Origin of the sequence: uncultured Neptuniibacter sp., from assembly GCF_947498015.1 — a bacterium.
GTDB lineage: Bacteria > Pseudomonadota > Gammaproteobacteria > Pseudomonadales > Balneatricaceae > Neptuniibacter.
On record NZ_CANMIR010000016.1, the window covers coordinates 20,575 to 41,559 of the forward strand.

The window sequence follows — 20,985 nt, forward strand, 5'->3', positions numbered from 1 at the left end:
GGCTCAGTATAATGCCTTCCTTTGAGACGAACGAACTCAGTATCAATTCATACGATACCGGACATATGACGCTTATCGATTCACTTAACAATGCGGCAATCTATCCACACCCTGTCGAACAGATTGAGGTGATAGAAACCCATATCTCATGGCTGATCTTAACGGGTAATTATGCCTATAAGATTAAAAAGCCTGTCGATTTTGGCTTTCTGGATTTTACCACGCTCGCGAAGCGTCAGCACTTTTGTGAAGAGGAACTGCGCCTGAATCAGCGTCTGGCTCCCGATATCTACCAGAAAGTTATTGCGATCGGGGGTACACCGGACACCCCAACTCTGAACCCCCATGAGGGAGAGGAGATTATCGAATATGCGGTGCAGATGCGCCAGTTCAATCCGGAACAGCGCCTGGATCTGCTGCTACAAAATCAGCGATTTGAGCCGATCTGGATCGATATGCTCGCTGAACAGATCGCAACCTTCCATAGCGAAATCCCAATTGTGGCAAAAGACAGTCCCTGGGGTGAAACTGAAACCATCTGGGAAGTAATATCGGATAACTTCCTCCATATTACCGATTCAATCGAGCAGCTGGATGATTGGCATAAGGTCCAGAAGTTATCACATTTTACCGCACAGCAGTTTCGCAAACTGACGCCACTCATTGAAAAACGTAAGGCCCAGGGACATGTACGGGAGTGTCATGGAGACCTCCATCTGGCCAATATCACTTTATACAAAGATGAGCTTCGTCTGTTTGACTGTATAGAGTTCAATCTGCAGTTTCGCTGGATAGACACGATTTCAGACCTTGCCTTCCTGTTGATGGATCTGGAGGCCAATGGTGAGTTTCGCTGGGCTAACCGCTGTCTGAACCGGTATATGGAGCTGAGTGGTGACTATCAGGCCCTGCCACTTCTCAACCTTTATAAAGCCTACCGTTCCATGGTACGCGCTAAGGTTTCGGTGCTTGGGGATATGCACGATCTGGTTACATTACGACGCTACCTCCGCCTGACCGAATACTATTCGCGCAAACCGAAACCGGTGCTGTTCCTGATGCATGGCATATCCGGCAGCGGCAAAAGCCATCTGAGCCAACAGCTGGTCGATCAGACAGATACGATCCGAATCCGCTCAGACGTCGAGCGTAAACGCCTGTTTCGGGAGTTAAGCCTTAAAGGCACCAAGCTCGATATGTACGGCCCGCAAATGAACGCCCACACCTTCAACCACCTGTTTGATACCAGTGCCGAACTACTTCGCAACGGCTACTCCGTGGTTGTCGATGCCACATTTATTCGTCAGCGTACGCGGCAGAGCTATATTGACCTGGCAAACAAGCTTGGCATTCCGATCCGAATTATCAGCTGCGAGTGTGAGCAGAAATTGATTGAAGCCCGGTTAAAACGGCGTGTCACTGAGGGCAGTGATGCATCGGATGCCGATATCCATGTGATGCAGGATCAGATGCAGCATCAACAACCTCTGACAGAAGCAGAGCAAGGCATTACCGTCACCATCAATACAGATGATGATGATGCGATCAGTCGACTGCTTGAACAGCTTAGAATTGAAGAAGTGATCTTTTAGATGACCGTACTATGCCATATTGATGAGATCCCGGAAGGCACTGCAAAAGGTTTTGAACTGACAGAGACAAAGCTCTTCGCGGTTAAATTTCGCGGTGAAATCTACCTATACGAAAACAGCTGTCCACACCGAAGTATTCCGCTAGAATGGCAACCCGATCAGTTCCTCGATTATGACAAAACCTTCATTCAATGCGCTACTCACGGAGCCCTGTTCAAGATCGAAACCGGAATCTGCATTTCAGGCCCCTGCGTTGAGGACCATTTAAATTCAGTCCCCTTCACGCTCATAGATGGTCAGGTAACACTCTTAAACGAATACGGGTAATTCCCGCACCAGGGAGATCTGTTGTAGATCGATCTCAGCACCGTAAGCATAAACTTCAACACCAGAGTCCATTGCTAACCGCAATAGCCTGCCATATTCAGGGTCAATATGATCCGCGGGCCGCACCCGATTTATCCCCATATGCGGGACGCAGAATAGCATAACCGCCCGATCACCCTGCTCGACCATACGCGAAAGCTCCTGAAGATGTTTAGCACCTCGGGCAGTCACCGCATCAGGGAAGCTCCCCCAGCCCTCGCTCTCGAGCAGAGTAACATTTTTAACCTCCACCCAGGCCCGGCCTTTATCAGGATCCTCCAGCAGCAGATCGATACGACTGTTTTCACCGTACTTAACCTCCTGACGGATTGAAGAGTAGCCCTGAAGCTGACTGATTACACCTGAGTCGATCGCCTCCCAGACCAGTTTGTTCGCCCGTCCGGTATTGATACACGCGAGAAAGCGCTCCTCCACCTCGACGATCTCCCAGCCTAAAGGGTACTTTCGCTTTGGGTTCTGGCTATCCAGAACCCAAACCCGACTATCAGGGTCTGCGCAGTTTTTCATTGAACCGGTATTTGGGCAATGTGCTGTTACTTCACGCCCATCATCCAATGTCATATCCGCAAGAAATCGCTTATAGCGTTTAATCAGGCGCCCTGATATCAGATTATCCAACCGCATTAACCTTGAATCCTCTTCTGCAAGCGATCGAGCGCTAACTGAATACGATCTAATCCGGTGGTATAGGAGAAGCGGATAAATTCATTGCAGCGATGACGGCCAAAATCCAGTCCCGGCGTTGTGGCGATATGATTCTCTTCCAGCAGGGACCAACAGAAGTCATAGGTATTATCGGTCAATTTCTGTGCGCCCGCGTAAACATAAAACGCGCCTTCCGGCGTCACTGGAAGATCAAAATCTAACTCACGCAACCCTGAAACCAGCAAGTCTCGCCTGAGCTGAAACTGCTCTTTACGTTGTTCAAGAATATCCAGCGTTTCCGGTTTGAATGCTACCAAAGCCGCATATTGCGATACGGTGTGAGGAGAGATCATCAGATTTTGAGCCAGCTTTTCCAGTTCTGGGGCCGCATCTTCAGGCGCAACCAACCAACCCAACCGCCATCCGGTCATGCCAAAATATTTTGAAAAGCTATTGATCACAAACGCATCTGGATCGATCTCCAGAACAGAGGGTGTATCACACTCATAGGTCAGCCCATGATACAGCTCATCAACCACCAGCGATCCACCCGAAGATTTTACCTGCGCAGCGATCGCCATCAACTCTTCACGGTGTACAACTGCTCCCGTAGGGTTGGCAGGGGAAGCCAGCAACACCCCCGCAGATTCAGCACTCCAGTTTTGCTTAATCAGATCGGCGTTCAGTTGAAAGTTCTGTTCCGCATCAACAGGTACCAGAGATGATTTCGCTTCCAGAAAACGTAAAAACTGACGATTACAAGGGTAGCCCGGATCAGCCATCATGATCGACTGACCGGCATCGGTCAGCAATGAAAATATCATTAACAGCGCACTGGATGCACCCGTAGTAACGATAATACGTTCAGCCCCGATATCAAGGCCATATCGCTGCTGGTACCACTGACTAATGGCCTCGCGTAATTCAGGAATACCTGCCGCTGGAGTATATTGCGTCAGCCCCTGATCAATCGCAGCTTTGGCTGCATCAGCAATCGGCTTTGCCGTGGCGAAATCGGGCTCTCCCGCCTCCATATGAACTACATCATGCCCCTCAGAGTCTAACTGTTTTGCCCGTTTCAACAGATCCATGACTTTGAAGGTTTCTATTTCGGATACGCGTCTGGAAGGATGAAATACCATTTTACTACCTGAACAAACTGTAAAACTCGATTATACCTCAGACCATAGGCGAATGATGCGATCAGCCGCCTATTTACAAGCGCTACAGGCTGAACTAAACCTAATAAGATCGCCTTTAGAGTCCTGAGATTAAATTTAGGGCTAGCGTAACGGCAAGGCATCTGGTAATTTGCCTGCCTTTCATGCTAAATGCATTTTTGCATTACTAACACAGGCAAGTGAAGTCATCATGAGGTGACTTACGAAAGAGAGTGAGGCAGCGCTTATGCCAAACAAGAGCGAATCTTTCACACATTTTGAGCCTTACCCGATTGTTGAGGGTGAGGAATACATGAATGAGAAACAGAAGGATCACTTCCGGGCTATTCTGGAAGCCTGGAAACTGGAGTTGATGGAAGAGGTCGACAGCACCATCCACCATCTGCGGGAGGAACCTTCAAACTTTGCAGATCCAAGCGATCGTGCCAGCCAGGAAGAGGAGTTCAGTCTTGAACTTCGAACCCGCGACCGCGAACGAAAATTGATCAAAAAGATCAATGAGTCGGTAGAGCTGATCGAAGAGGATGAATACGGCTACTGCGATGCCTGTGGCATTGAGATCGGTATCCGTCGCCTTGAGGCACGCCCGACTGCGTCGCTTTGCATCGATTGCAAGACGCTCGCTGAGATCAAAGAAAAACAGCTTGGCGGCTAAGCCGGTATTGAGCCAGCCATAACACGGCTGGCTTTTTTGGCTCACATTCGTGTCCTACGTCGGCCGTTTTGCCCCATCCCCTACTGGACCATTGCATTTTGGTTCACTGCTTGCTGCACTCGCCAGTTATCTGGATGCCAGAGCCAATAATGGCACCTGGCTGCTGCGCATTGAAGATCTTGACCCTCCAAGGGAGTCCCCTGAAGTTAAGGAACAGTTTCCTGAAATTCTGGAAGCTTATGGGCTTCTCTGGGATGGCGAACTGACTCTTCAGAGTGAACGCAGCGACCTCTATCATTCTGTATTGCAAACATTGATTGAACAACGCCATGCTTACCGCTGCAACTGTTCCCGCAAACAGATTATAGAGCGCTGTGACAATCTTGTTTATGATCGCTACTGTTATAGCCATCCGCCTCAACAAGATGCCTCTTGTGCGATCAGAGTCAAAAGTGAAGATAGCCTGATCAGCTTTCGGGATATTATTCAGGGCCCCCACGCGTACAATCTTAATAGCACCGGTGATTTTGTTGTCTTTCGCCGTGACCAGCTATTTGCCTATCAGCTAGCTGTTATCGTTGACGATGAGCAGCAGGGCGTCACACACATTGTTCGCGGCTCAGATCTGCTGGATGAGACAGCCCGCCAGATTCATCTGCAACAGCTGCTGGGATATCCAACCCCCGCTTATGCCCACATTCCCGTAGCAACGAATCTGGAGGGGCAGAAATTAAGCAAACAGACCTTCGCAGAACCACTCAGGGCAGATAATCCTGCGCCAGTTCTTATTCGGGCACTACACTTTCTTAACCAGAATCCACCTGCAGAGCTTCACAACCAGCAACGTGACGATATATTGGCCTGGGCAGTGGAAAACTGGGATATACGTAATATTCCTCAAACACTTAGTAAGCCTCTGCTCATGGAGCAGTAGCTGTGTATTTCCATCGCGTTCTACTGTTACTTATCCCCGCTATCTATATGGTGTTACCTTTATTGATTGATAGTTGGCAGAGCATGCAAACACCCTGGTATATCCCTTATCTGGTCTGGAGTGGCATTATTATCCTCGCCTTCCTTATAGAAAGAAGACATCACGATGTTTAGTTTACCCATGCTGATCCTGATCGGAATCGCATACCTGCTGTTTCTATTTGGAACCGCATACCTGACTGAACGTGGGCTCTTGCCTAAAAAGCTGGTGCGCCATCCGGCTACTCATCTCCTGTCCATCGGTGTTTATGCCAGCGTCTGGACCTTTTACGGTGCTTTCGGGCTCGCACATGAATCCGGCTATAACTTTCTTGGTTCCTATCTAGGTGCAGTTATCACTTTTATCCTGGGCCCCGCACTACTCATTCCCATTCTGCGCATTACACGCACCTATCAACTCAGTTCACTCTCAGATCTCTTCGCATTCCGCTTTCGAAGTGGCACGGTTGGTACATACACAACACTCCTCTCGGTTCTCGCCACTCTGCCGATGCTGTCGATCCAGATCCAAGCGGTCACTGACGCACTCTATCTATTGAATGATCAATTTAGTGCTGATCAGATCGGGTTAGGGTTCTGCTTCATCATTGCTCTGTTTTCTATCCTCTTTGGAGCCCGGCACGCCTCGCTCCGAACCAGCCATCAGGGAATGATGGTGGCGATGGCAGTAGAATCTCTCATTAAACTGATCGCCCTGCTGGTGATTGCGGGGTTTGCTTTTTTTCAGATACTCGGCGGTCCTTCAGGTCTGGAAAGCTTTATTCAGAGCCACCCGGAAGCAATTCAACAGCTGGAAAAACCCGTCAATAGCGAGGCCTGGAGAACTCTTCTTCTCTCTTTTTTCACCGCCGCTATCGTCATGCCGCATATGTTTCATATGCTGTTTACTGAAAATTCCGCTGAGGAAACAATCTACAAAGCGACCTGGGGTATGCCCCTTTTCCTGTTTCTGCTAGCTATTGCGGTACCTCCGATCTTATGGGCAGGAGCCGCGCTGGGCGTCGGCGGTGAAGCCCAGTTCATGATCCTGAACATCGGGCTGATGCTGGATTCCACATGGCTCACCGTTCTCGCCTTCATTGGTGGACTTTCAGCTGCGACCGGCATAATGATCGTCGCTACGGTGGCCATGGCCTCAATGCTACAAAATCACGTTATTCTTCCCCTCATACCGAAACCGAAGACACCGCGCTTCTACTCGTGGCTTCTCTGGCTACGCCGCCTCTTGATTATGGCGCTGCTTCTTGCCAGTTATCTTTTCTATCGCCTGGTCGGTAATGGTGTAGACCTTCACCAGATGGGGATCGTGGCGGTTGTCGCCTTTCTACAGTTCCTTCCCGGACTTCTGGTCACTCTTTTTTGGCCTCGTGCGAACCGGTGGGGGCTGATACTCGGGCTAACTGTTGGCATGTGTATCTGGCTATTTTATATGCTCCTGCCCCTGCTCAATGCACCACTGATTGAGATTGCGCATTTTAATCTGGATAGCAATAACTGGGACCAGATCGCCATCCTCTCCCTGCTTTTAAATACGGTGGTCATGACGATCGTCTCGTTAATCGTTCCTCAGTCTCAGGATGAGAGCCGTGCCGCCCAGGCCTGTCTGATGAACGCACTTCAAAAGCCTAGTTCAGGAAATCTTCTCGCCTCCAGAACTGATGATTTTATCGATCTGCTGACCGGACGGCTCGGCAGAAAAGCGGCAGAGCGTGAGGTGCAAAAAGCGATGGAGATGATGAACCTATCCGCAGAAGCGATCCGTCCCGTCGATCTGATGAGATTAAGGACAACACTGGAGCACAATATCTCAGGACTTTTAGGCCCCGTTGAAGCAGCCGCTCTGCTTGAGCCCGCAGACAGACCTTCAGATCCGATGGGCTTTAAGGCCAGCAATGTACATCTGGTCGAAAGCCAGCTGGAGAACTATCGCGAACAGTTAACCGGCCTGGCCGCCGAGCTTGATGAGATGCGCCGCTATCACCGATTAACATTGCAAAAACTCCCGGTGGGGGTCTGCACACTCGATCCCGATGGACAGGTTTTATTCTGGAACAGCGAGATGGAGCGCCTGACGGAGATAGCCGCAGATGAGATCGTGGGATCTCAGCTGATCGCAGAATCTAGCCTCTGGGGTGAAACCCTTTATCAATTCGCCTGCAGTGCGCTAGATCACCAGCTTGGTCAGAAGCTGATTATTGAAGATCACACCCATTGGTTCAGCCTGCACAAATCCATTCTGAAGGAGCAGCGCGAGATCGGCATGGTTATTCTGCTGGAAGATGAAACCGACACTAAGACTATGCAGGATAAACTGGCACATAATGAGCGCCTCGCCTCTATCGGCCGTTTCGCGGCTGGCGTAGCTCATGAAATTGGTAACCCTGTTACAGGTATCGCCTGCCTTGCTCAGAACCTGAAACTGGAGACTGATAACAACTATATACTGGAGACCGGCGATCATATTGTAGACCAGACTAAGCGGATCAGTCGGATCGTTCAATCACTGGTTCGCTTTGCCCATGCGGGCCGGCCCGAAGCCGACAGAGAACAGCTACCCGTGTCACTCGCTCACTGTGCGGATGAGGCCATCCACCTACTGTCGCTGGATAGCCACGGCAAGCAGCTGCATTACATAAATCAAATTCCGGATACTCTACGGATCAATGGCGATCCTCAACAGATCCAACAGGTTTTCGTCAATCTGTTACAAAATGCCGGAGATGCTTCTGAAGATGGCGACAATATCTGGGTCAATGCGGAAGAGAATAGCGAAACCGTTGTCCTGCGCGTCACGGATGAAGGTATCGGTATCGATACGGAATGCCTGGACCGCTTGTTTGAACCTTTCTTTACGACCAAAGACCCAGGTCAGGGAACCGGGCTGGGTCTTTCTTTAGTGTACAACATCATCGAAGAGCATTATGGTAGTATTGATATAGTTAGTCCTGCCAACAACAAACAGAAGAAAGGCACTCAAGTAGTAATTACGCTTCCGCGTCTGAAATGGGCAGAAGACCCTGTAGATGCGACTTAGTGGGATAAAGGTACGCCGATGAGCCGAATTCTGATTGTCGAAGATGAAACAATTATCCGTTCAGCCCTACGTAGGTTGCTGGAAAAAAATAACTTCCTGGTCGAAGATGCCGCATCAGTCGATGAGGCCCAAAGCCGTTTTACTCTCACTGAATTTAACCTGATCATCAGTGATTTGCGACTGCCCGGCGCACCGGGTACCGACCTTATCTCATTGGCTCAAAACGTTCCGGTTCTGATTATGACCAGTTACGCCAGCCTGCGATCTGCAGTCGACGCGATGAAGCTGGGTGCAGTTGATTATATCGCTAAGCCCTTTGATCATGATGAGATGATCTCATCGGTACAAACAATTCTAAACAACGCGATACCCTCAACGACCAGCAGTGCCAACATGCTTCCCTCAGAGCCAGAGTGCCGCAATGACAGTTCGGTGATGTTCGGCACATGCCCCCCGATGCAGGAGCTTTATCATCGTATAAAAAAAGTCGCCCGCACAAACGTGACCGTGTTGATTCAGGGTGAGTCAGGTACAGGTAAAGAGCTTGCTGCCAGAGCGATCCATGAGCAAAGTTTACGTGCGGATATACCGATGATCTCAGTCAACTGTGCCGCTATTCCGGAAAGTCTGATTGAATCCGAATTGTTTGGGCATGAGAAGGGGGCTTTCACCGGCGCCTCAAGTGGTCGCAGTGGTTTACTTGAAGCCGCTGATGGCGGAACGCTTTTCCTTGATGAGATCGGCGAGCTGCCTCTGGAGGCCCAGGCCAGATTGTTACGCTTTCTTCAGGAAGGTGAGATCAGACGTGTAGGCTCCGTTCACTCGAAAAAAGTAGATGTACGATTGATCGCCGCGACGCACAGGAACCTGAAAGACCTTGCCAAAAGGAACGAATTCCGCGAAGACCTGTACTACAGGCTCTATGTTATGGAGCTGCGTATCCCACCCCTGCGAGAAAGGGGACAGGATATTCTTGAGATCGCAGACAAGATGTTGATTCAGGCCACGGAAAGGATGCAAACCGAGACCCTAACCTTTTCCCCTGAAACCCGTCACGCGATGTTGAGCTACCACTGGCCAGGAAATGTCAGGGAGCTGGAAAATGCCATCGAGCGCGCTACGATTCTGGCAGAAAACAGTACAATTACCACGGAACTTTTGGGGCTAGATATCCCGACCTCCTCACTTAACGAACTGGAAACCCAGTTTGCCCAGATGAATAAAACTCCATCACCCTCCCTGAGCAAGGAGGAGCAAGCCAATCTATCCCTAGATGATTATTTCCAACGGTTTGTACTTGAAAATCAAGATCAGCTGAGTGAAACCGAGCTGGCTAAAAAACTGGGCGTTAGCAGGAAGTGCTTATGGGAACGCCGACAGAAATTAGGCATCCCCCGAAAATCTCGAAAATAGTTACAGTCGGTTACACTTGAGTAACCCTCAAGTAACAATTAGGTAACATTTTAACTGTTACCTTACTACCCACCACCCAGTACCAAAGCGTAACATCGGGTAACAAAACCGGCACCAAAGTAGGTTGCTTAACACACAGATAAAATCAACCTGTTGTTTTTCAAGGAATTTTTATAATTGGCACACAGAGTGCAATGTATTAACGCGAAAACAAAAAGAAGCACACTTCGAAACCTGTACCACCAATAAAAATAAAAACTGGGATAGTGAAGAGAAGTACCCGCCTCGAATAAAAATAACAATGAGGCTTAATAGCTGATCGTAGCGAAGCTGTAACGGTCCTAAAATTGCTCTTAGAAAAAAAACAACAAGCTAAGAACTAGCGTTGTTGCCTGAGATGCGATCAGCTCCCCATCTACCCCTCTTTACAAAATCATTACCGCCTAAGCCTCCATTACTACTTACAACAGTGGTATGATTGCGCTCCCGATTTAATTAGGGATAGCGTTCTCGGGTTGGTTAGTACCTACATACTAACCCTGTAATCAGCTCTCCCGTTTAGCTATTTAATTGTATGAGTAGGCACCACCTTGCTTAAAACCATTAGCAACGCGCTGAGCAAAGTCTTTGGCGGCAGCAACGATCATCAAGAGCCAAGCAGTTCAACGGAACAGCCACATGTGACCTCCGTTAATAAACAGGTCATTGGTGAAGAAGAGCACAGAATTGCACGCCGCTATCTGGATGACAACGCCCTAAAAGTGGCCTACCGCTTACAAGACGCCGGTTTTGAAGGTTATCTGGTTGGCGGCTGCATCCGAGACCTCCTACTGAAGAAAAAGCCAAAAGATTTTGATGTTGCTACCGATGCTCACCCGGAAGAAGCCGCCGAGCTGTTTCGTCGTGCCCGCCTGATCGGGCGTCGCTTTAAACTGGTACACGTAAGGTTCGGTCGTGACCTGATAGAGGTGGCTACTTTCCGAGCCAGCCATGATAGTCAGAATCAAACCGAGGAAGGCGAGCAGGGTAAGCAATGTGATAGCGGCATGATCTTAAGGGATAATGTTTACGGTACCATTGAAGATGATGCCCTGCGCCGTGATTTTACCGTTAATGCGCTCTACTACTGCCCGAAAGACCATTGTGTCTATGATTTTGCAAACGGCTACTCTGATCTGAAGCAGGGGATTCTGCGAATGATCGGGAATCCTGAGGAGCGTTATAAAGAAGATCCCGTACGGATGTTGCGTGCCGCTCGCTTCGCTGCAAAGCTGGATTTTAAGATTGATCCACAATCTGAACGCCCTATCCAGTCCCTCGCCCCAATGCTGAAACGGATCGCACCCGCCCGTCTATTTGATGAAGTTCTAAAACTGCTGCAATCTGGTCATGCGGTTAAGTCGTATCAACAACTTCAGCGCCTAGGTCTGTTTGAACCTCTATTCCCTCAAGTTCAGGCCCTGCTAGAATCCAGCGCAATAGATGATGTTCCTCTTGAACGCCTGATTGAGAACGCGCTTAGAAATACGGATCGCCGCCTTTCACAGCGAAAAAGTGTGACCCCGGCATTCCTGTTTGCTGCAATCCTCTGGTACCCAACCCAACTTCGGATGCAGCAGCTGATGCGTGACAACAAGATGCCACCACTACCAGCGCTGCATGAAGCGGCAAACCAGGTACTCGGTGAGCAGGTCCGATCCACCGCCATACCCCGTCGTTTTTCAACACCTATCCGTGAGATCTGGGAGATGCAGTTGCGACTACCACGACGTCAGGGCAACAGAGCAACACGCCTGATGGAGCAGCCAAGATTCCGCGCATCATACGACCTGCTGCTGCTGCGTGAAACCAGTGGAGAAAACCTGGATGGACTCAGCCAATGGTGGACAGACTACCAAAACGCAGATGAACACCAACGGGAAAAGATGGTCCAGGCTCTGGGCAAAAGCGATAAACCACGCCGCTCGAACCGACGTAAAAAATCACGAAAAGATTAATCATGCAAAAAGAACCTGTCCGCTGCTTTATAGGCTTGGGGAGTAATCTAAACTCACCTTTAGAGCAGGTATCCCAGGCCATTGAAGAGATCGCCTCTCTCCCGGGATGCGATTTAACAACTTCATCATCCCTCTATAAAAGCGCTCCAATCGGTCCCCAGGATCAGCCGGACTTTATCAATGCGGTTGTCGAGATCTATACCACTCTCGATCCCCACAGCCTTCTGGATCAGCTCCAATCTCTGGAGCAGCAGCATCAAAGAATCCGAGAGCGTCATTGGGGACCACGAACATTGGATCTGGATCTATTACTCTATGGTAACAGCATCATCCAGACAGAACGTCTGACCGTCCCACACGCTTTTATGCAAGAGCGCAGCTTTGTACTCTATCCACTAGCTGAGATATCACCTGAACTACAGATTCCCGGCGGAGAACAATTGTCTTCCCTATTAGTTGCATGTCCTATGGGCAGCTTAGTAAAGATATAGGTATAATCCCGCCAACGCGTAATAACAGGAAGCTGATTCCATGAGCAATATTACTCTGCACACGTTGTCATCAATGAAAAAAGCGGGTGAGAAGTTCGCTGTACTCACAGCGTACGATGCTTGCTTTTCACACCTTGTCAGTTCATCTGGTACAGAGGTGATCTTAGTCGGTGATTCATTAGGCATGGTGCTTCAGGGCAACGACAGTACATTACCAGTCACTGTTGAGGAGATGGCCTACCACACCCAGGCCGTCGCCAGAGGAAATCAGGGAAGCCTTATCATGGCTGACCTCCCCTTTATGAGCTACTCCACCCCAGAACAGGCGATGGACAGTGCTGCGGCGCTAATGCAGGCAGGTGCTAATATGGTCAAACTCGAGGGAGGAGCCTGGTTGGCAGACACCATCTCTATGCTGGCTGAGCGGGGTATACCGGTCTGCGCACACTTAGGTTTAACGCCGCAAACTGTTAATAAGCTCGGTGGCTACCGCGTGCAGGGCCGAGATCAGGAAAGCGCTCAGCAGATGATCAACGATGCTGTACTTCTTCAGGATGCTGGGGCGAGCATAATCCTACTGGAATGTGTCCCTACTCTGCTGGCCAAGGAGATCACTCTGGCTCTGGACGTCCCCGTTATTGGTATTGGTGCGGGTTCAGATACGGATGCACAGGTTTTGGTACTTCACGATATGCTGGGAATCACACCAGGCCGTCGTCCAAAATTTGTTAAAGATTTTATGGCCGATAGCAACTCAATTGAGGAAGCGATCAGCCAGTACAATACTGATGTAAAAAGCGGCCAGTTCCCTGGCCCGGAACACGGGTTCGAATAGAGATGATCACCATACATACGATTGCTGAACTTCGCGCAGCGCTCGGAAAAGAGCGCTTCAAAGGGAAGCGTATCGGTTTTGTCCCGACCATGGGAAATCTACATGAGGGACATCTGCAGCTGATTGATCAGGCGAAGGGGAGCAGCGATGTTGTAGTTTCCTCCATCTTCGTCAACCCTCTCCAGTTTGGCGCGGGAGAAGACCTCGACAACTATCCGAGAACACTACAGGAAGACCAGGCTAAACTAGCATCACGTGGGTGTGACTACCTATTTGCCCCAACTGATGCTGAGGTCTATCCACATGGTCGTGAAGCTCAGACGCAGGTTGAAGTTCCTGTTATATCAGATCTTTATTGCGGTGCTTCACGCCCAGGGCATTTTCGGGGTGTTGCTACAGTCGTGACCAAGCTTTTCGGCATGGTACAACCTGATGTAGCGATCTTTGGCGAAAAAGACTTCCAGCAGCTGATGGTTATCCGCAGAATGACTGAAGATCTTAGCCTCCCGGTTGAAATTCAGGGTTCACCTATCGCCCGTAGCGAAAATGGCTTAGCCCTCAGTTCACGTAACGGCTACCTTTCCACAGAAGAGCTGGCGATTGCCCCCGCGCTAAACCAGATACTGCGCGATTCTGAGAAGCTGATCCTCGATGGAAACAGTGACTTTGCTACTATTGAAGAGCAAGCGCAGTCTCGACTGGAAAGCGCCGGGTTCAAGCGTGACTACTATGCGATCTGTCGAAGAAGCGATCTACAGCCGGCAGGTGCTGAAGATCGGGAACTAGTTATTCTTGCAGCCGCTTATCTGGGCCCTGCGCGCCTGATCGATAATATCCAGATCAATCGATAGTATAAGTCCGGGGTTAAACACTCCGGAACACTTTGAAAACGCTCCAGTATCGCACTGCGGTATTTGAACGGGTTGAAGCAAACGAAGTGCTTGCACCACAAGCGATATCGGCGAATAAAGATCGGGGATAGGGTACGGATATCGTCAATGTGAATAGTGGCTGTATGTGTACTGCACTGGCAATCGAGCGAGACTAGTCTAGAGTTAGATTAGTTACACCGTCCTTTTATTTAAACCGCAGCACTGCTGCGGTTTTTTTATAGTCGTAATCCATCGCTCTTCAGAGAGCTCAGAGTTCCACTATAGCGCCTTTACCTACTCCTTCAAAAGCCCGCACCATAACCACCTGATCGGGGTAGTTTTTCTTAATCTGCCTTGCCAGGTGCTCTGCTATCAATTCCACCGTGCTGTCAGTGTCGATCAGATAACAGACAGATGCAGGCAAACTAATAGAAAACTCCCCCTGAGGGGCTCTATACGCGTACTTATGATAATGATCAGACTGAGCAATCAGATGATCTTCAGAACCAATATAGATATCACGAAAACGTTCAGCCCATTGTGCTTCCAGCATTTCATCACGCTGATCATTTAGATAGATCTCAATCTTGGAACGGTGACCATGTGCGATGCGTTGGCAATTACCATCATGTTTCTGTAAACCATGACTGTAATGATAAAAAGCACCATCAACTTTTTCAGGAATGAATTTGATGCTGAGGCCCTTAACATCATCTGGAAAAAGTTCTAACAATTTGTCCTGACACCACTGTGCCAGAGTATGCTCCGTAATTTCAGGAACGCCGACCAAACAGATAGCATCCTGAGGGGAGCGACAGTTAAATGTCTCACCATCAGCATACAACCACTCGATCTCAGTATAACCATCTTCAGAGGAATAGCTTAAACGAGGCATCCCGGTAGGCACCACCAGCGCATGATCAACCCAGCGATCAAACCAGCGTTTAACCTCTTTTTTCACGATACCAAAGTCACAGATCATTCCCTGTTCATTTAGCGTGCCATCCAACTCCAGCTGGACTAGCCAGGATTCACCCATCAGACCTCGCTGAGGATGCAAATACGAGAAATCAACATTGGTCAGGTTATCAACAAACAGTTTCACAAGCGGGCTCCAGATTTGAAGGCGCTATAGTAGCTCAAAATACCAGAGTAAAAAACGGTGCACACTATAGGGAAAAAGCCAGTTCAGATATAATGCACGACTTCCATTAGCTTCCAGCCAGATTTTGCATGCGCCTAGATAAATACCTAGCACAATCCACCGGATTTTCACGTAAAGAGGTTCGCCGCTTTATGAAAGCCGGTGAAGTGATCGTCAATACACAGGAGGTATCTGATCCCGCTTTACAGATAGCTCATAGCGATGAAGTTTATCTGAGTGGATATCCTGTCGAGCCCCCTGGTGATAAGTACCTGATGCTCAATAAACCTCTGGGCTGTGTTTGTTCTAACGATGACAGCACTCACCCTACAGTGCTGAGCCTTATTGATCTGCCCCGGGCAGATGAGTTGACGATCTGCGGCCGGCTTGATGTAGATACCACGGGGCTGGTATTACTGACGAGCAATGGAAAATGGGCTCACCGAGTCACGTCCCCCCGCCACAAAACCGGAAAACTTTATCAGGTTGTCACCGCTGACCCGATACCAGAGAGCGCTATCGATAAGTTTTCTAAAGGGCTGATGCTCATCAATGAGAAAACCCGCACAAAACCGGCACAATTAACGATCACGGGTCAAAATAAAGCCGATGTCGTTTTGACCGAAGGGCGGTATCATCAAGTCAAACGCATGTTTGCAGCGATAGGTAACAAAGTTGAAGCCCTTCACCGTGTCAGCATCGGCAGCATCTCCCTCGATGAGGAGTTAGAACCCGGAGAGTTCCGTTATCTTACAGACGAAGAGATCAATAGCATCTAATGAGTGATACAGCCTTCGACCTGCTTGCACCCCATGTCAGATCTTCTTCCGGGAGGAGCTTATGGCTGGCAGATGAAAACCTGCTCAGTGCACATATTCCGGCAAATGAATCGGTAGTGGCGATCACAAACCGTTTTGACCTTCAGCAGCATCTTCAAAAACAGGGTTGGAAAGCCTTTTTCTCTGATTATGATCTGAGCATTATCGATGACGAAAGCCTTGATTCAGTGATCTACAGAATCTCAAAAGAGAAACCAGTCGTTCACCATCTGATCAATGAAGCATATCGTTGTCTGAAACCAACAGGAAAGCTCATAATCGCCGGAGATAAAAACGAAGGCATCAAAACCTACTTCAGTAAAGCCAAAAAAATGTTTGGCTCGGGCAACTGCAGTAAAGCTGATAAAGACACCTGGCTAGCTTTCCTTGAGAAAACCGACCTCTCCACTGAAACTCGTTTGGATGATAAGCAGTATCATCAATTACGGATAACCGCATCTGATGACAATTATGAGTATCAGAGCAAACCGGGAGTTTTTGGTTGGGACAAGATCGATAAAGGTAGTGCTTATCTGATTGAAAATCTCGACAGCTTTCTGATGACACTGCCAGAGCCACCTAAAAACGTATTAGATCTTGGGTGTGGTTACGGCTACCTGTCACTGAATCTGGCCCCGTTAGATATTCCGATCACAGCCACAGATAACAATGCTGGGGCTCTCTTGGCCTGTCAACGAAACTTTGATCGTTACCCGGTTAATGGCAGAGTCATCGCGGCAGACTGCGCTGATGGAATAACAGAGGGATTTGACCTTATTGTGTGCAACCCTCCATTCCATGCAGGCTTTAGCGTAGATGGGGATCTGACAGATCGTTTTCTCAAAGCAGCCCATAATCGCCTAAATGAGAGAGGGATAGCCTGTTTTGTGACCAATCTTCATATTCCGATTGAGCGCAAAGCTGCGACATTGTTCCATCAGGCAGAATGCATCATGTCCAATGGAAACTTTAAACTTGTCCGCCTGTCGCACGCGGTCTGATCCGGAGAGTAGATAGATTAATGGGGCATTCACAGCCCCATCAATTGAACAAACCTGACAACACACTCAATACTATTCTAGTAAGTGTTATTCACATCATGGCCTTTATAACCAAAGAGGTCGCTTGTACGGCTCTGGCCTGCAGCGGTTGGCTGTTCATCGATAGTTCGATTAATATCTGCCATCATCCCCGCACTAGACACAGCTACTGCATCGCTGCTTAATGAAAAGATTTTCCCAGTTAATGCATCATGTTCAATATCTGTTGCAAATGCCATTGCGGGTGTTAAAAGTAGTGCAAATAAAGTCGCTTTAATTTTAGTAGACATAACGATCACCTTGCCGTTTGACAGCTCCCCCATGAAGTCGGGTAATACCTTCGCTGTGCGTTGTTACTTTGTGACCCATAGAATCTGAATGCGTTCCTAATAGGCGAAACTTTCTTTAAACCAATTAAGAAAATGCATATTCAAAAAAGAAATATAAAAACCTTTAATATAATTTGAACTTAATACCTACCGAAAACTCAAACCCTGCTATTTCACACCCCACTCCCACTAATAAAACTATGTATATATAAATAAGTATTCTTTATATACAATATAATTTAACTCTATAAATAATCTGATAGACAGTAAGATTTTTTGTGGAATTGATAAGAAATTCAGGATTGAAATAATGTAGCATAGAGACCAAACATAGTTCCAAATAAAACCGACACAAAAGCCACTCTCACTATAGAATTCCAGGGACTATGCATTTAAATTGGATAAAAAAATGGGGCATATATTGCCCCATTTTAATTCAACTACTTTTAGCCGGTTAATACGTATTATTCAGATCATGACCTTTATATCCAAACAGATCATTTGATCTACTCTGGCCAGCTGCAGTGGGCTCTTCATCGATAGTGCGATTGATATCAGCCATCATACTATCTGCGTTAACCTCCATAACATCTGGAGATAATGCATATAGATCACTGGTCAACGAATCATGTTCAAAATCCGTAGCGAATGCCATTGCAGGAGTTAATAGTAGCGCGAATAAAGTTGCTTTAATTTTAGTAGACATAATGATCACCTTCTTGTTTGACAGATCCCCTAGTACTTGGGAAATACTCATCTCTGTTTGCTGTACCTCTGTGACAGCAACTTTTACTCTACGTTCCTGAATAATCGTTCTTTTTTTAATTTTTTTAAAATTAAACTAATTCAAAAAATAAATAACAGTAAAAACACTCCAAAATAATCGAATAAAACCACAAGAACAATCCGCCTAACAGCCCTCATAATAGCCTGATCTATAAGGGTTATAGATAACCAATCCATTAAAGTTAATGAAAAAAATTCATGACTATTCAACTAAAAAGATCACACTTAAACTATTGCAACGGGATACAGAGCTTGCTGCATTATTTCTTTGTTTGTCTCTTTATCGTCAGATACACACCTGCCACCGCCACAAAAATACCGCATATCGCTATACCATTTAGTCTCTCACCAAACAGAAACCATGCTTCTACAGCGGTTAAAATGGGTACTAGGTAGAAATAACTGGCAACCTTAGCGGCTTCACCCTCCCGGATCATAATCATCAATAACAGGATGGCCACTACGGACAGTGCCAACACCATCCAGGCGATGGCTAAAACCAATTCAGCGGACCAGATGACAACTCCTGAGTCAAACTGGTACGCAAGGATTGCCATCACAGCTGCGGTTGACAGATATTGGTAGAATGCACCGACCATTAAATCGACCCCTCCTCCAAACCGTTTCTGATAGAGAGTTCCGATAGAGATAGCTGTCAGTGCGACAATAGCGGCTGCCCAGGCGACCAACGCAACGGGTTCGGATTCACCAGATCCATTCTGGCTGACAACCAACAGTACCCCTACAAAACCTAATAGGAGTCCAATCCATTGGGTTTTGAGCAGCCGTTCACCCAGCCATATCCAGCTAATAAACGCGGTTAGTATAGGCTGAAGCCCCATTATCAGCGCTGTTAAGCCAGCAGGCAGTGACCAATCAATCGCTGCAAAAACACCACCCAGATAGCAAGCATGTACAAGAAAACCAACAACCAGCTGATGCCCCGCTTGAGTCGGTGAACACCATTGAGGTTTTCTCCACCATAAGAGCAGCCCGAACACAGCGAGCGTCAACAACATTCGGATCAGCAGGACACTGAACGGCTCCATATAGGGCACCGCATATTTAGCCCCGATGAAGCCAGTGCTCCAGATACCGACAAATGCCCAGGGAACCAGCGCTAACTGAGTTTGCTTATTCAACATAGTGTTTCACTGCATAAACTTGAAGAGGTCATCACTGTATCAAGTATCTGTATGACTCAAAGAGACACGAAAGACCTCTTTTTATGGGTACAGATAAAATACTATAGATTTTTTTTAGGGCTCGATTTAGTCTGTACCCATGAAAAAGCATGAGTGGCTTAAGCTACACCTCCAGAAACATATTCAACAGGGAAAACTGCTGCCAGGCACTCGCCTCCCTTCGATCCGCTCTCTGAGCCAGCAGTACACACTGAGTAAAAACACGGTAATCAGAGCTCTATCTGACCTTGAGGAGCTACAACTAATCCATGCTCAACCCCGACAAGGGTTCATCGTCAACGCTCACCCCTCTTCATCAGTTGTACTGAAACCCAGACAGGTCACGTTAGGCACGACAGCATTCAGTGTGTTAGGTGCCGCTAATGAACCGGGTAATCTGGCATTAGGATCAGCATACCCGGACGCACGCTGGCCCACTGTCAGTTGGTTCTATCGTCAGCAGAGCAAACAGGCACGATTATGGGCCAATAAAAGCCATCGCCATATCAGCCATTACAGTACTCCTCCAGGCGATCCACTGTTTCGCTCTGCCTTAGCAGACCACTTAAACTCAACCACGTTTGCCTGCGATCCTCATGAGATTGTTATTACTCATGGGGCTCAGGAAGCGGTCTCTCTCTGCCTGCGATCTGTTGCACAACCCGGGGATACTATCGCCGTTGAATCTCCCTGCTATTACGGCACGTTACAGTGTATTGAGGCTCTGGGATTAAATGTGCTCGAGCTTCCCTCAAATCCTATCGGTGGCACCAACCTTGATGCCCTGACTCAGGCGCTTCAACAGTGGGAGATCAAAGCTCTGCTCACCAATCCAAGCTACAACAACCCTCTGGGGTTTAGCCTCGACTTAAATAATCGCAAAAAGCTCATGGATATTGCCAATCAGTGGGATATTGCCATTATCGAGGATGATGTTTTTTTAGAGCTTGGATTTAACACTCAGCGTCACACTCCACTTAAAGCTCTGGATAAGGAGCAACGGGTTCTCTATTGTGGTTCACTATCAAAAACCATGGACGCTGATATCCGATTAGGATGGGTACTTCCGGGACGGTATTACGATCAGTTGAATTACTACAAATTCGTCACCAGCATCTCCTGCTCCGCCCTACTACAACAATCTGCCGCAACCTTGCTTAAAGGGCGTCGCTATCGAACTCACCTGAAAACGATAACCCAGCATTATCAGCAACGCTGTCACCTTCTTGCTGAGGATGTGGAACGCTACTGGCCAGATGGCGTGCAGTTTATTCGTCCTAAGGGAGGCCTGCTGCAATGGTATGAACTGCCACCATCAATAGACAGTGACCTTCTGTTCAAAGAAGCATTGGATGAAGGCATCGGCATATCACCTGGGAATCTGTTCTGCGCCGATCAGCGTTTTGGTCATCATATCCGTCTCTGCTTCTCTCACTACACACGTACAGAGCAACAACGCAGTGCCATAATAAAACTGGGTAAAATGATGAACTCCCTCCAGAGTGATTAATACATCACCCGTTCCTGTTCAGGTTTTGCACTTATCGCTTAAACCCTGAATGGATCATGCTCCAGCAACATAACCCACA

At 48.0% G+C, this 20,985-nt stretch carries 19 protein-coding genes; 13 read left to right on the forward strand and 6 right to left on the reverse strand.

The features are described from left to right. The first annotated feature begins 11 nt into the window (after window positions 1-11). Together Q0882_RS15600 and Q0882_RS15605 are read left to right on the forward strand one after the other, a co-directional pair. On the forward strand, window positions 12-1,592 hold the full coding sequence (locus Q0882_RS15600) for a bifunctional aminoglycoside phosphotransferase/ATP-binding protein (protein WP_299183565.1): 1,581 nt from the start codon (window positions 12-14) through the stop codon (window positions 1,590-1,592). After that, window positions 1,593-1,919, forward strand: coding sequence for a Rieske 2Fe-2S domain-containing protein (locus tag Q0882_RS15605; protein WP_299183568.1), 327 nt, complete (start codon window positions 1,593-1,595; stop codon window positions 1,917-1,919). Here Q0882_RS15605 and sfsA read toward each other — a convergent pair. Both sfsA and Q0882_RS15615 read right to left on the reverse strand, forming a co-directional pair. Next, on the reverse strand, window positions 1,902-2,603 hold the full coding sequence (gene sfsA, locus Q0882_RS15610) for a DNA/RNA nuclease SfsA (RefSeq protein WP_299183571.1): 702 nt from the start codon (window positions 2,601-2,603) through the stop codon (window positions 1,902-1,904). The two genes, Q0882_RS15605 and sfsA, sit on opposite strands and share 18 nt — an antisense overlap. Beyond that, window positions 2,603-3,766, reverse strand: coding sequence for a pyridoxal phosphate-dependent aminotransferase (locus tag Q0882_RS15615; RefSeq protein WP_299183574.1), 1,164 nt, complete (start codon window positions 3,764-3,766; stop codon window positions 2,603-2,605). Before Q0882_RS15615 ends, sfsA begins: the two co-directional genes overlap by 1 nt. A 265-nt stretch (window positions 3,767-4,031) precedes the next feature. Between Q0882_RS15615 and dksA the strand changes: the two genes are divergently transcribed. The 8 genes from dksA to panC all read left to right on the forward strand — a co-directional run bounded on the left by dksA (window position 4,032) and on the right by panC (window position 14,074). After that, window positions 4,032-4,460 carry an RNA polymerase-binding protein DksA gene (gene dksA / locus Q0882_RS15620; protein ID WP_299183576.1) on the forward strand — a complete coding sequence of 143 codons (429 nt, stop codon included), beginning with the start codon at window positions 4,032-4,034 and terminating at the stop codon, window positions 4,458-4,460. A 49-nt stretch (window positions 4,461-4,509) separates the two neighbouring features. Further along, window positions 4,510-5,394, forward strand: coding sequence for a tRNA glutamyl-Q(34) synthetase GluQRS (gene gluQRS, locus Q0882_RS15625; RefSeq protein WP_299183578.1), 885 nt, complete (start codon window positions 4,510-4,512; stop codon window positions 5,392-5,394). 165 nt (window positions 5,395-5,559) lie between these two features. Then, window positions 5,560-8,487, forward strand: coding sequence for an ATP-binding protein (locus Q0882_RS15630; protein ID WP_299183580.1), 2,928 nt, complete (start codon window positions 5,560-5,562; stop codon window positions 8,485-8,487). A gap of 18 nt (window positions 8,488-8,505) precedes the next feature. Continuing rightward, complete coding sequence (locus Q0882_RS15635) at window positions 8,506-9,900, forward strand: sigma-54 dependent transcriptional regulator (protein WP_299183610.1); 1,395 nt, start codon at window positions 8,506-8,508, stop codon at window positions 9,898-9,900. Window positions 9,901-10,490: 590 nt separating this feature from the next. Next, window positions 10,491-11,897, forward strand: coding sequence for a polynucleotide adenylyltransferase PcnB (pcnB, locus tag Q0882_RS15640; protein WP_299183612.1), 1,407 nt, complete (start codon window positions 10,491-10,493; stop codon window positions 11,895-11,897). A 2-nt stretch (window positions 11,898-11,899) separates the two neighbouring features. After that, complete coding sequence (gene folK / locus Q0882_RS15645) at window positions 11,900-12,388, forward strand: 2-amino-4-hydroxy-6-hydroxymethyldihydropteridine diphosphokinase (RefSeq protein ID WP_299183614.1); 489 nt, start codon at window positions 11,900-11,902, stop codon at window positions 12,386-12,388. Window positions 12,389-12,428: 40 nt separating this feature from the next. After that, window positions 12,429-13,223 (forward strand): 3-methyl-2-oxobutanoate hydroxymethyltransferase, encoded by a 795-nt coding sequence (gene panB / locus Q0882_RS15650; protein ID WP_299183616.1) that lies wholly within the window; start codon window positions 12,429-12,431, stop codon window positions 13,221-13,223. A gap of 2 nt (window positions 13,224-13,225) precedes the next feature. Further along, window positions 13,226-14,074 carry a pantoate--beta-alanine ligase gene (gene panC, locus Q0882_RS15655; RefSeq protein WP_299183619.1) on the forward strand — a complete coding sequence of 283 codons (849 nt, stop codon included), beginning with the start codon at window positions 13,226-13,228 and terminating at the stop codon, window positions 14,072-14,074. A 289-nt stretch (window positions 14,075-14,363) separates the two neighbouring features. Here the strand turns inward: panC and Q0882_RS15660 are convergent, their stop codons facing one another. After that, window positions 14,364-15,200, reverse strand: coding sequence for a 6-carboxytetrahydropterin synthase (locus Q0882_RS15660; RefSeq protein ID WP_299183621.1), 837 nt, complete (start codon window positions 15,198-15,200; stop codon window positions 14,364-14,366). A gap of 128 nt (window positions 15,201-15,328) precedes the next feature. Here Q0882_RS15660 and Q0882_RS15665 point away from each other — a divergent pair, with 128 nt between their 5' ends. Both Q0882_RS15665 and Q0882_RS15670 read left to right on the forward strand, forming a co-directional pair. Next, window positions 15,329-16,018 (forward strand): pseudouridine synthase, encoded by a 690-nt coding sequence (locus tag Q0882_RS15665; RefSeq protein ID WP_299183623.1) that lies wholly within the window; start codon window positions 15,329-15,331, stop codon window positions 16,016-16,018. Further along, the gene (locus Q0882_RS15670) at window positions 16,018-17,058 is read left to right on the forward strand and encodes a methyltransferase (protein WP_299183625.1); all 1,041 of its coding nucleotides are present in this window, start codon (window positions 16,018-16,020) and stop codon (window positions 17,056-17,058) included. The genes Q0882_RS15665 and Q0882_RS15670 overlap by 1 nt, the downstream gene beginning before the upstream one ends. Before the next feature lie 77 nt (window positions 17,059-17,135). Here the strand turns inward: Q0882_RS15670 and Q0882_RS15675 are convergent, their stop codons facing one another. The 3 genes from Q0882_RS15675 to Q0882_RS15685 all read right to left on the reverse strand — a co-directional run bounded on the left by Q0882_RS15675 (window position 17,136) and on the right by Q0882_RS15685 (window position 19,357). Continuing rightward, window positions 17,136-17,387 (reverse strand): hypothetical protein, encoded by a 252-nt coding sequence (locus tag Q0882_RS15675; RefSeq protein ID WP_299183627.1) that lies wholly within the window; start codon window positions 17,385-17,387, stop codon window positions 17,136-17,138. Between the two features lie 493 nt (window positions 17,388-17,880). Further along, window positions 17,881-18,132 (reverse strand): hypothetical protein, encoded by a 252-nt coding sequence (locus Q0882_RS15680; RefSeq protein ID WP_299183628.1) that lies wholly within the window; start codon window positions 18,130-18,132, stop codon window positions 17,881-17,883. 340 nt (window positions 18,133-18,472) lie between these two features. Further along, entirely contained in the window at window positions 18,473-19,357 is an 885-nt protein-coding gene (locus Q0882_RS15685; RefSeq protein WP_299183630.1) for a DMT family transporter, read from the reverse strand. Between the two features lie 139 nt (window positions 19,358-19,496). Here Q0882_RS15685 and Q0882_RS15690 point away from each other — a divergent pair, with 139 nt between their 5' ends. Continuing rightward, window positions 19,497-20,906: a PLP-dependent aminotransferase family protein gene (locus tag Q0882_RS15690; protein ID WP_299183632.1), complete on the forward strand. Its 1,410-nt coding sequence runs from the start codon at window positions 19,497-19,499 to the stop codon at window positions 20,904-20,906. Window positions 20,907-20,985 lie beyond the last annotated feature (79 nt).

Excerpts from the sequence above, each read along its gene's own strand:
- Q0882_RS15665 (WP_299183623.1), top strand. The coding sequence starts at position 15,329 with ATGCGCCTAGATAAATACCTAGCACAATCCACCGGATTTTCACGTAAA.
- Q0882_RS15685 (WP_299183630.1), bottom strand. The coding sequence starts at position 19,357 with ATGTTGAATAAGCAAACTCAGTTAGCGCTGGTTCCCTGGGCATTTGTC.
- Q0882_RS15670 (WP_299183625.1), top strand. The coding sequence starts at position 16,018 with ATGAGTGATACAGCCTTCGACCTGCTTGCACCCCATGTCAGATCTTCT.
- dksA (WP_299183576.1), top strand. The coding sequence starts at position 4,032 with ATGCCAAACAAGAGCGAATCTTTCACACATTTTGAGCCTTACCCGATT.
- Q0882_RS15615 (WP_299183574.1), bottom strand. The coding sequence starts at position 3,766 with ATGGTATTTCATCCTTCCAGACGCGTATCCGAAATAGAAACCTTCAAA.
- Q0882_RS15605 (WP_299183568.1), top strand. The coding sequence starts at position 1,593 with ATGACCGTACTATGCCATATTGATGAGATCCCGGAAGGCACTGCAAAA.
- Q0882_RS15600 (WP_299183565.1), top strand. The coding sequence starts at position 12 with ATGCCTTCCTTTGAGACGAACGAACTCAGTATCAATTCATACGATACC.
- Q0882_RS15630 (WP_299183580.1), top strand. The coding sequence starts at position 5,560 with ATGTTTAGTTTACCCATGCTGATCCTGATCGGAATCGCATACCTGCTG.
- panB (WP_299183616.1), top strand. The coding sequence starts at position 12,429 with ATGAGCAATATTACTCTGCACACGTTGTCATCAATGAAAAAAGCGGGT.
- Q0882_RS15635 (WP_299183610.1), top strand. The coding sequence starts at position 8,506 with ATGAGCCGAATTCTGATTGTCGAAGATGAAACAATTATCCGTTCAGCC.
- Q0882_RS15680 (WP_299183628.1), bottom strand. The coding sequence starts at position 18,132 with ATGTCTACTAAAATTAAAGCAACTTTATTCGCGCTACTATTAACTCCT.
- panC (WP_299183619.1), top strand. The coding sequence starts at position 13,226 with ATGATCACCATACATACGATTGCTGAACTTCGCGCAGCGCTCGGAAAA.
- Q0882_RS15690 (WP_299183632.1), top strand. The coding sequence starts at position 19,497 with ATGAAAAAGCATGAGTGGCTTAAGCTACACCTCCAGAAACATATTCAA.
- sfsA (WP_299183571.1), bottom strand. The coding sequence starts at position 2,603 with ATGCGGTTGGATAATCTGATATCAGGGCGCCTGATTAAACGCTATAAG.
- folK (WP_299183614.1), top strand. The coding sequence starts at position 11,900 with ATGCAAAAAGAACCTGTCCGCTGCTTTATAGGCTTGGGGAGTAATCTA.
- Q0882_RS15675 (WP_299183627.1), bottom strand. The coding sequence starts at position 17,387 with ATGTCTACTAAAATTAAAGCGACTTTATTTGCACTACTTTTAACACCC.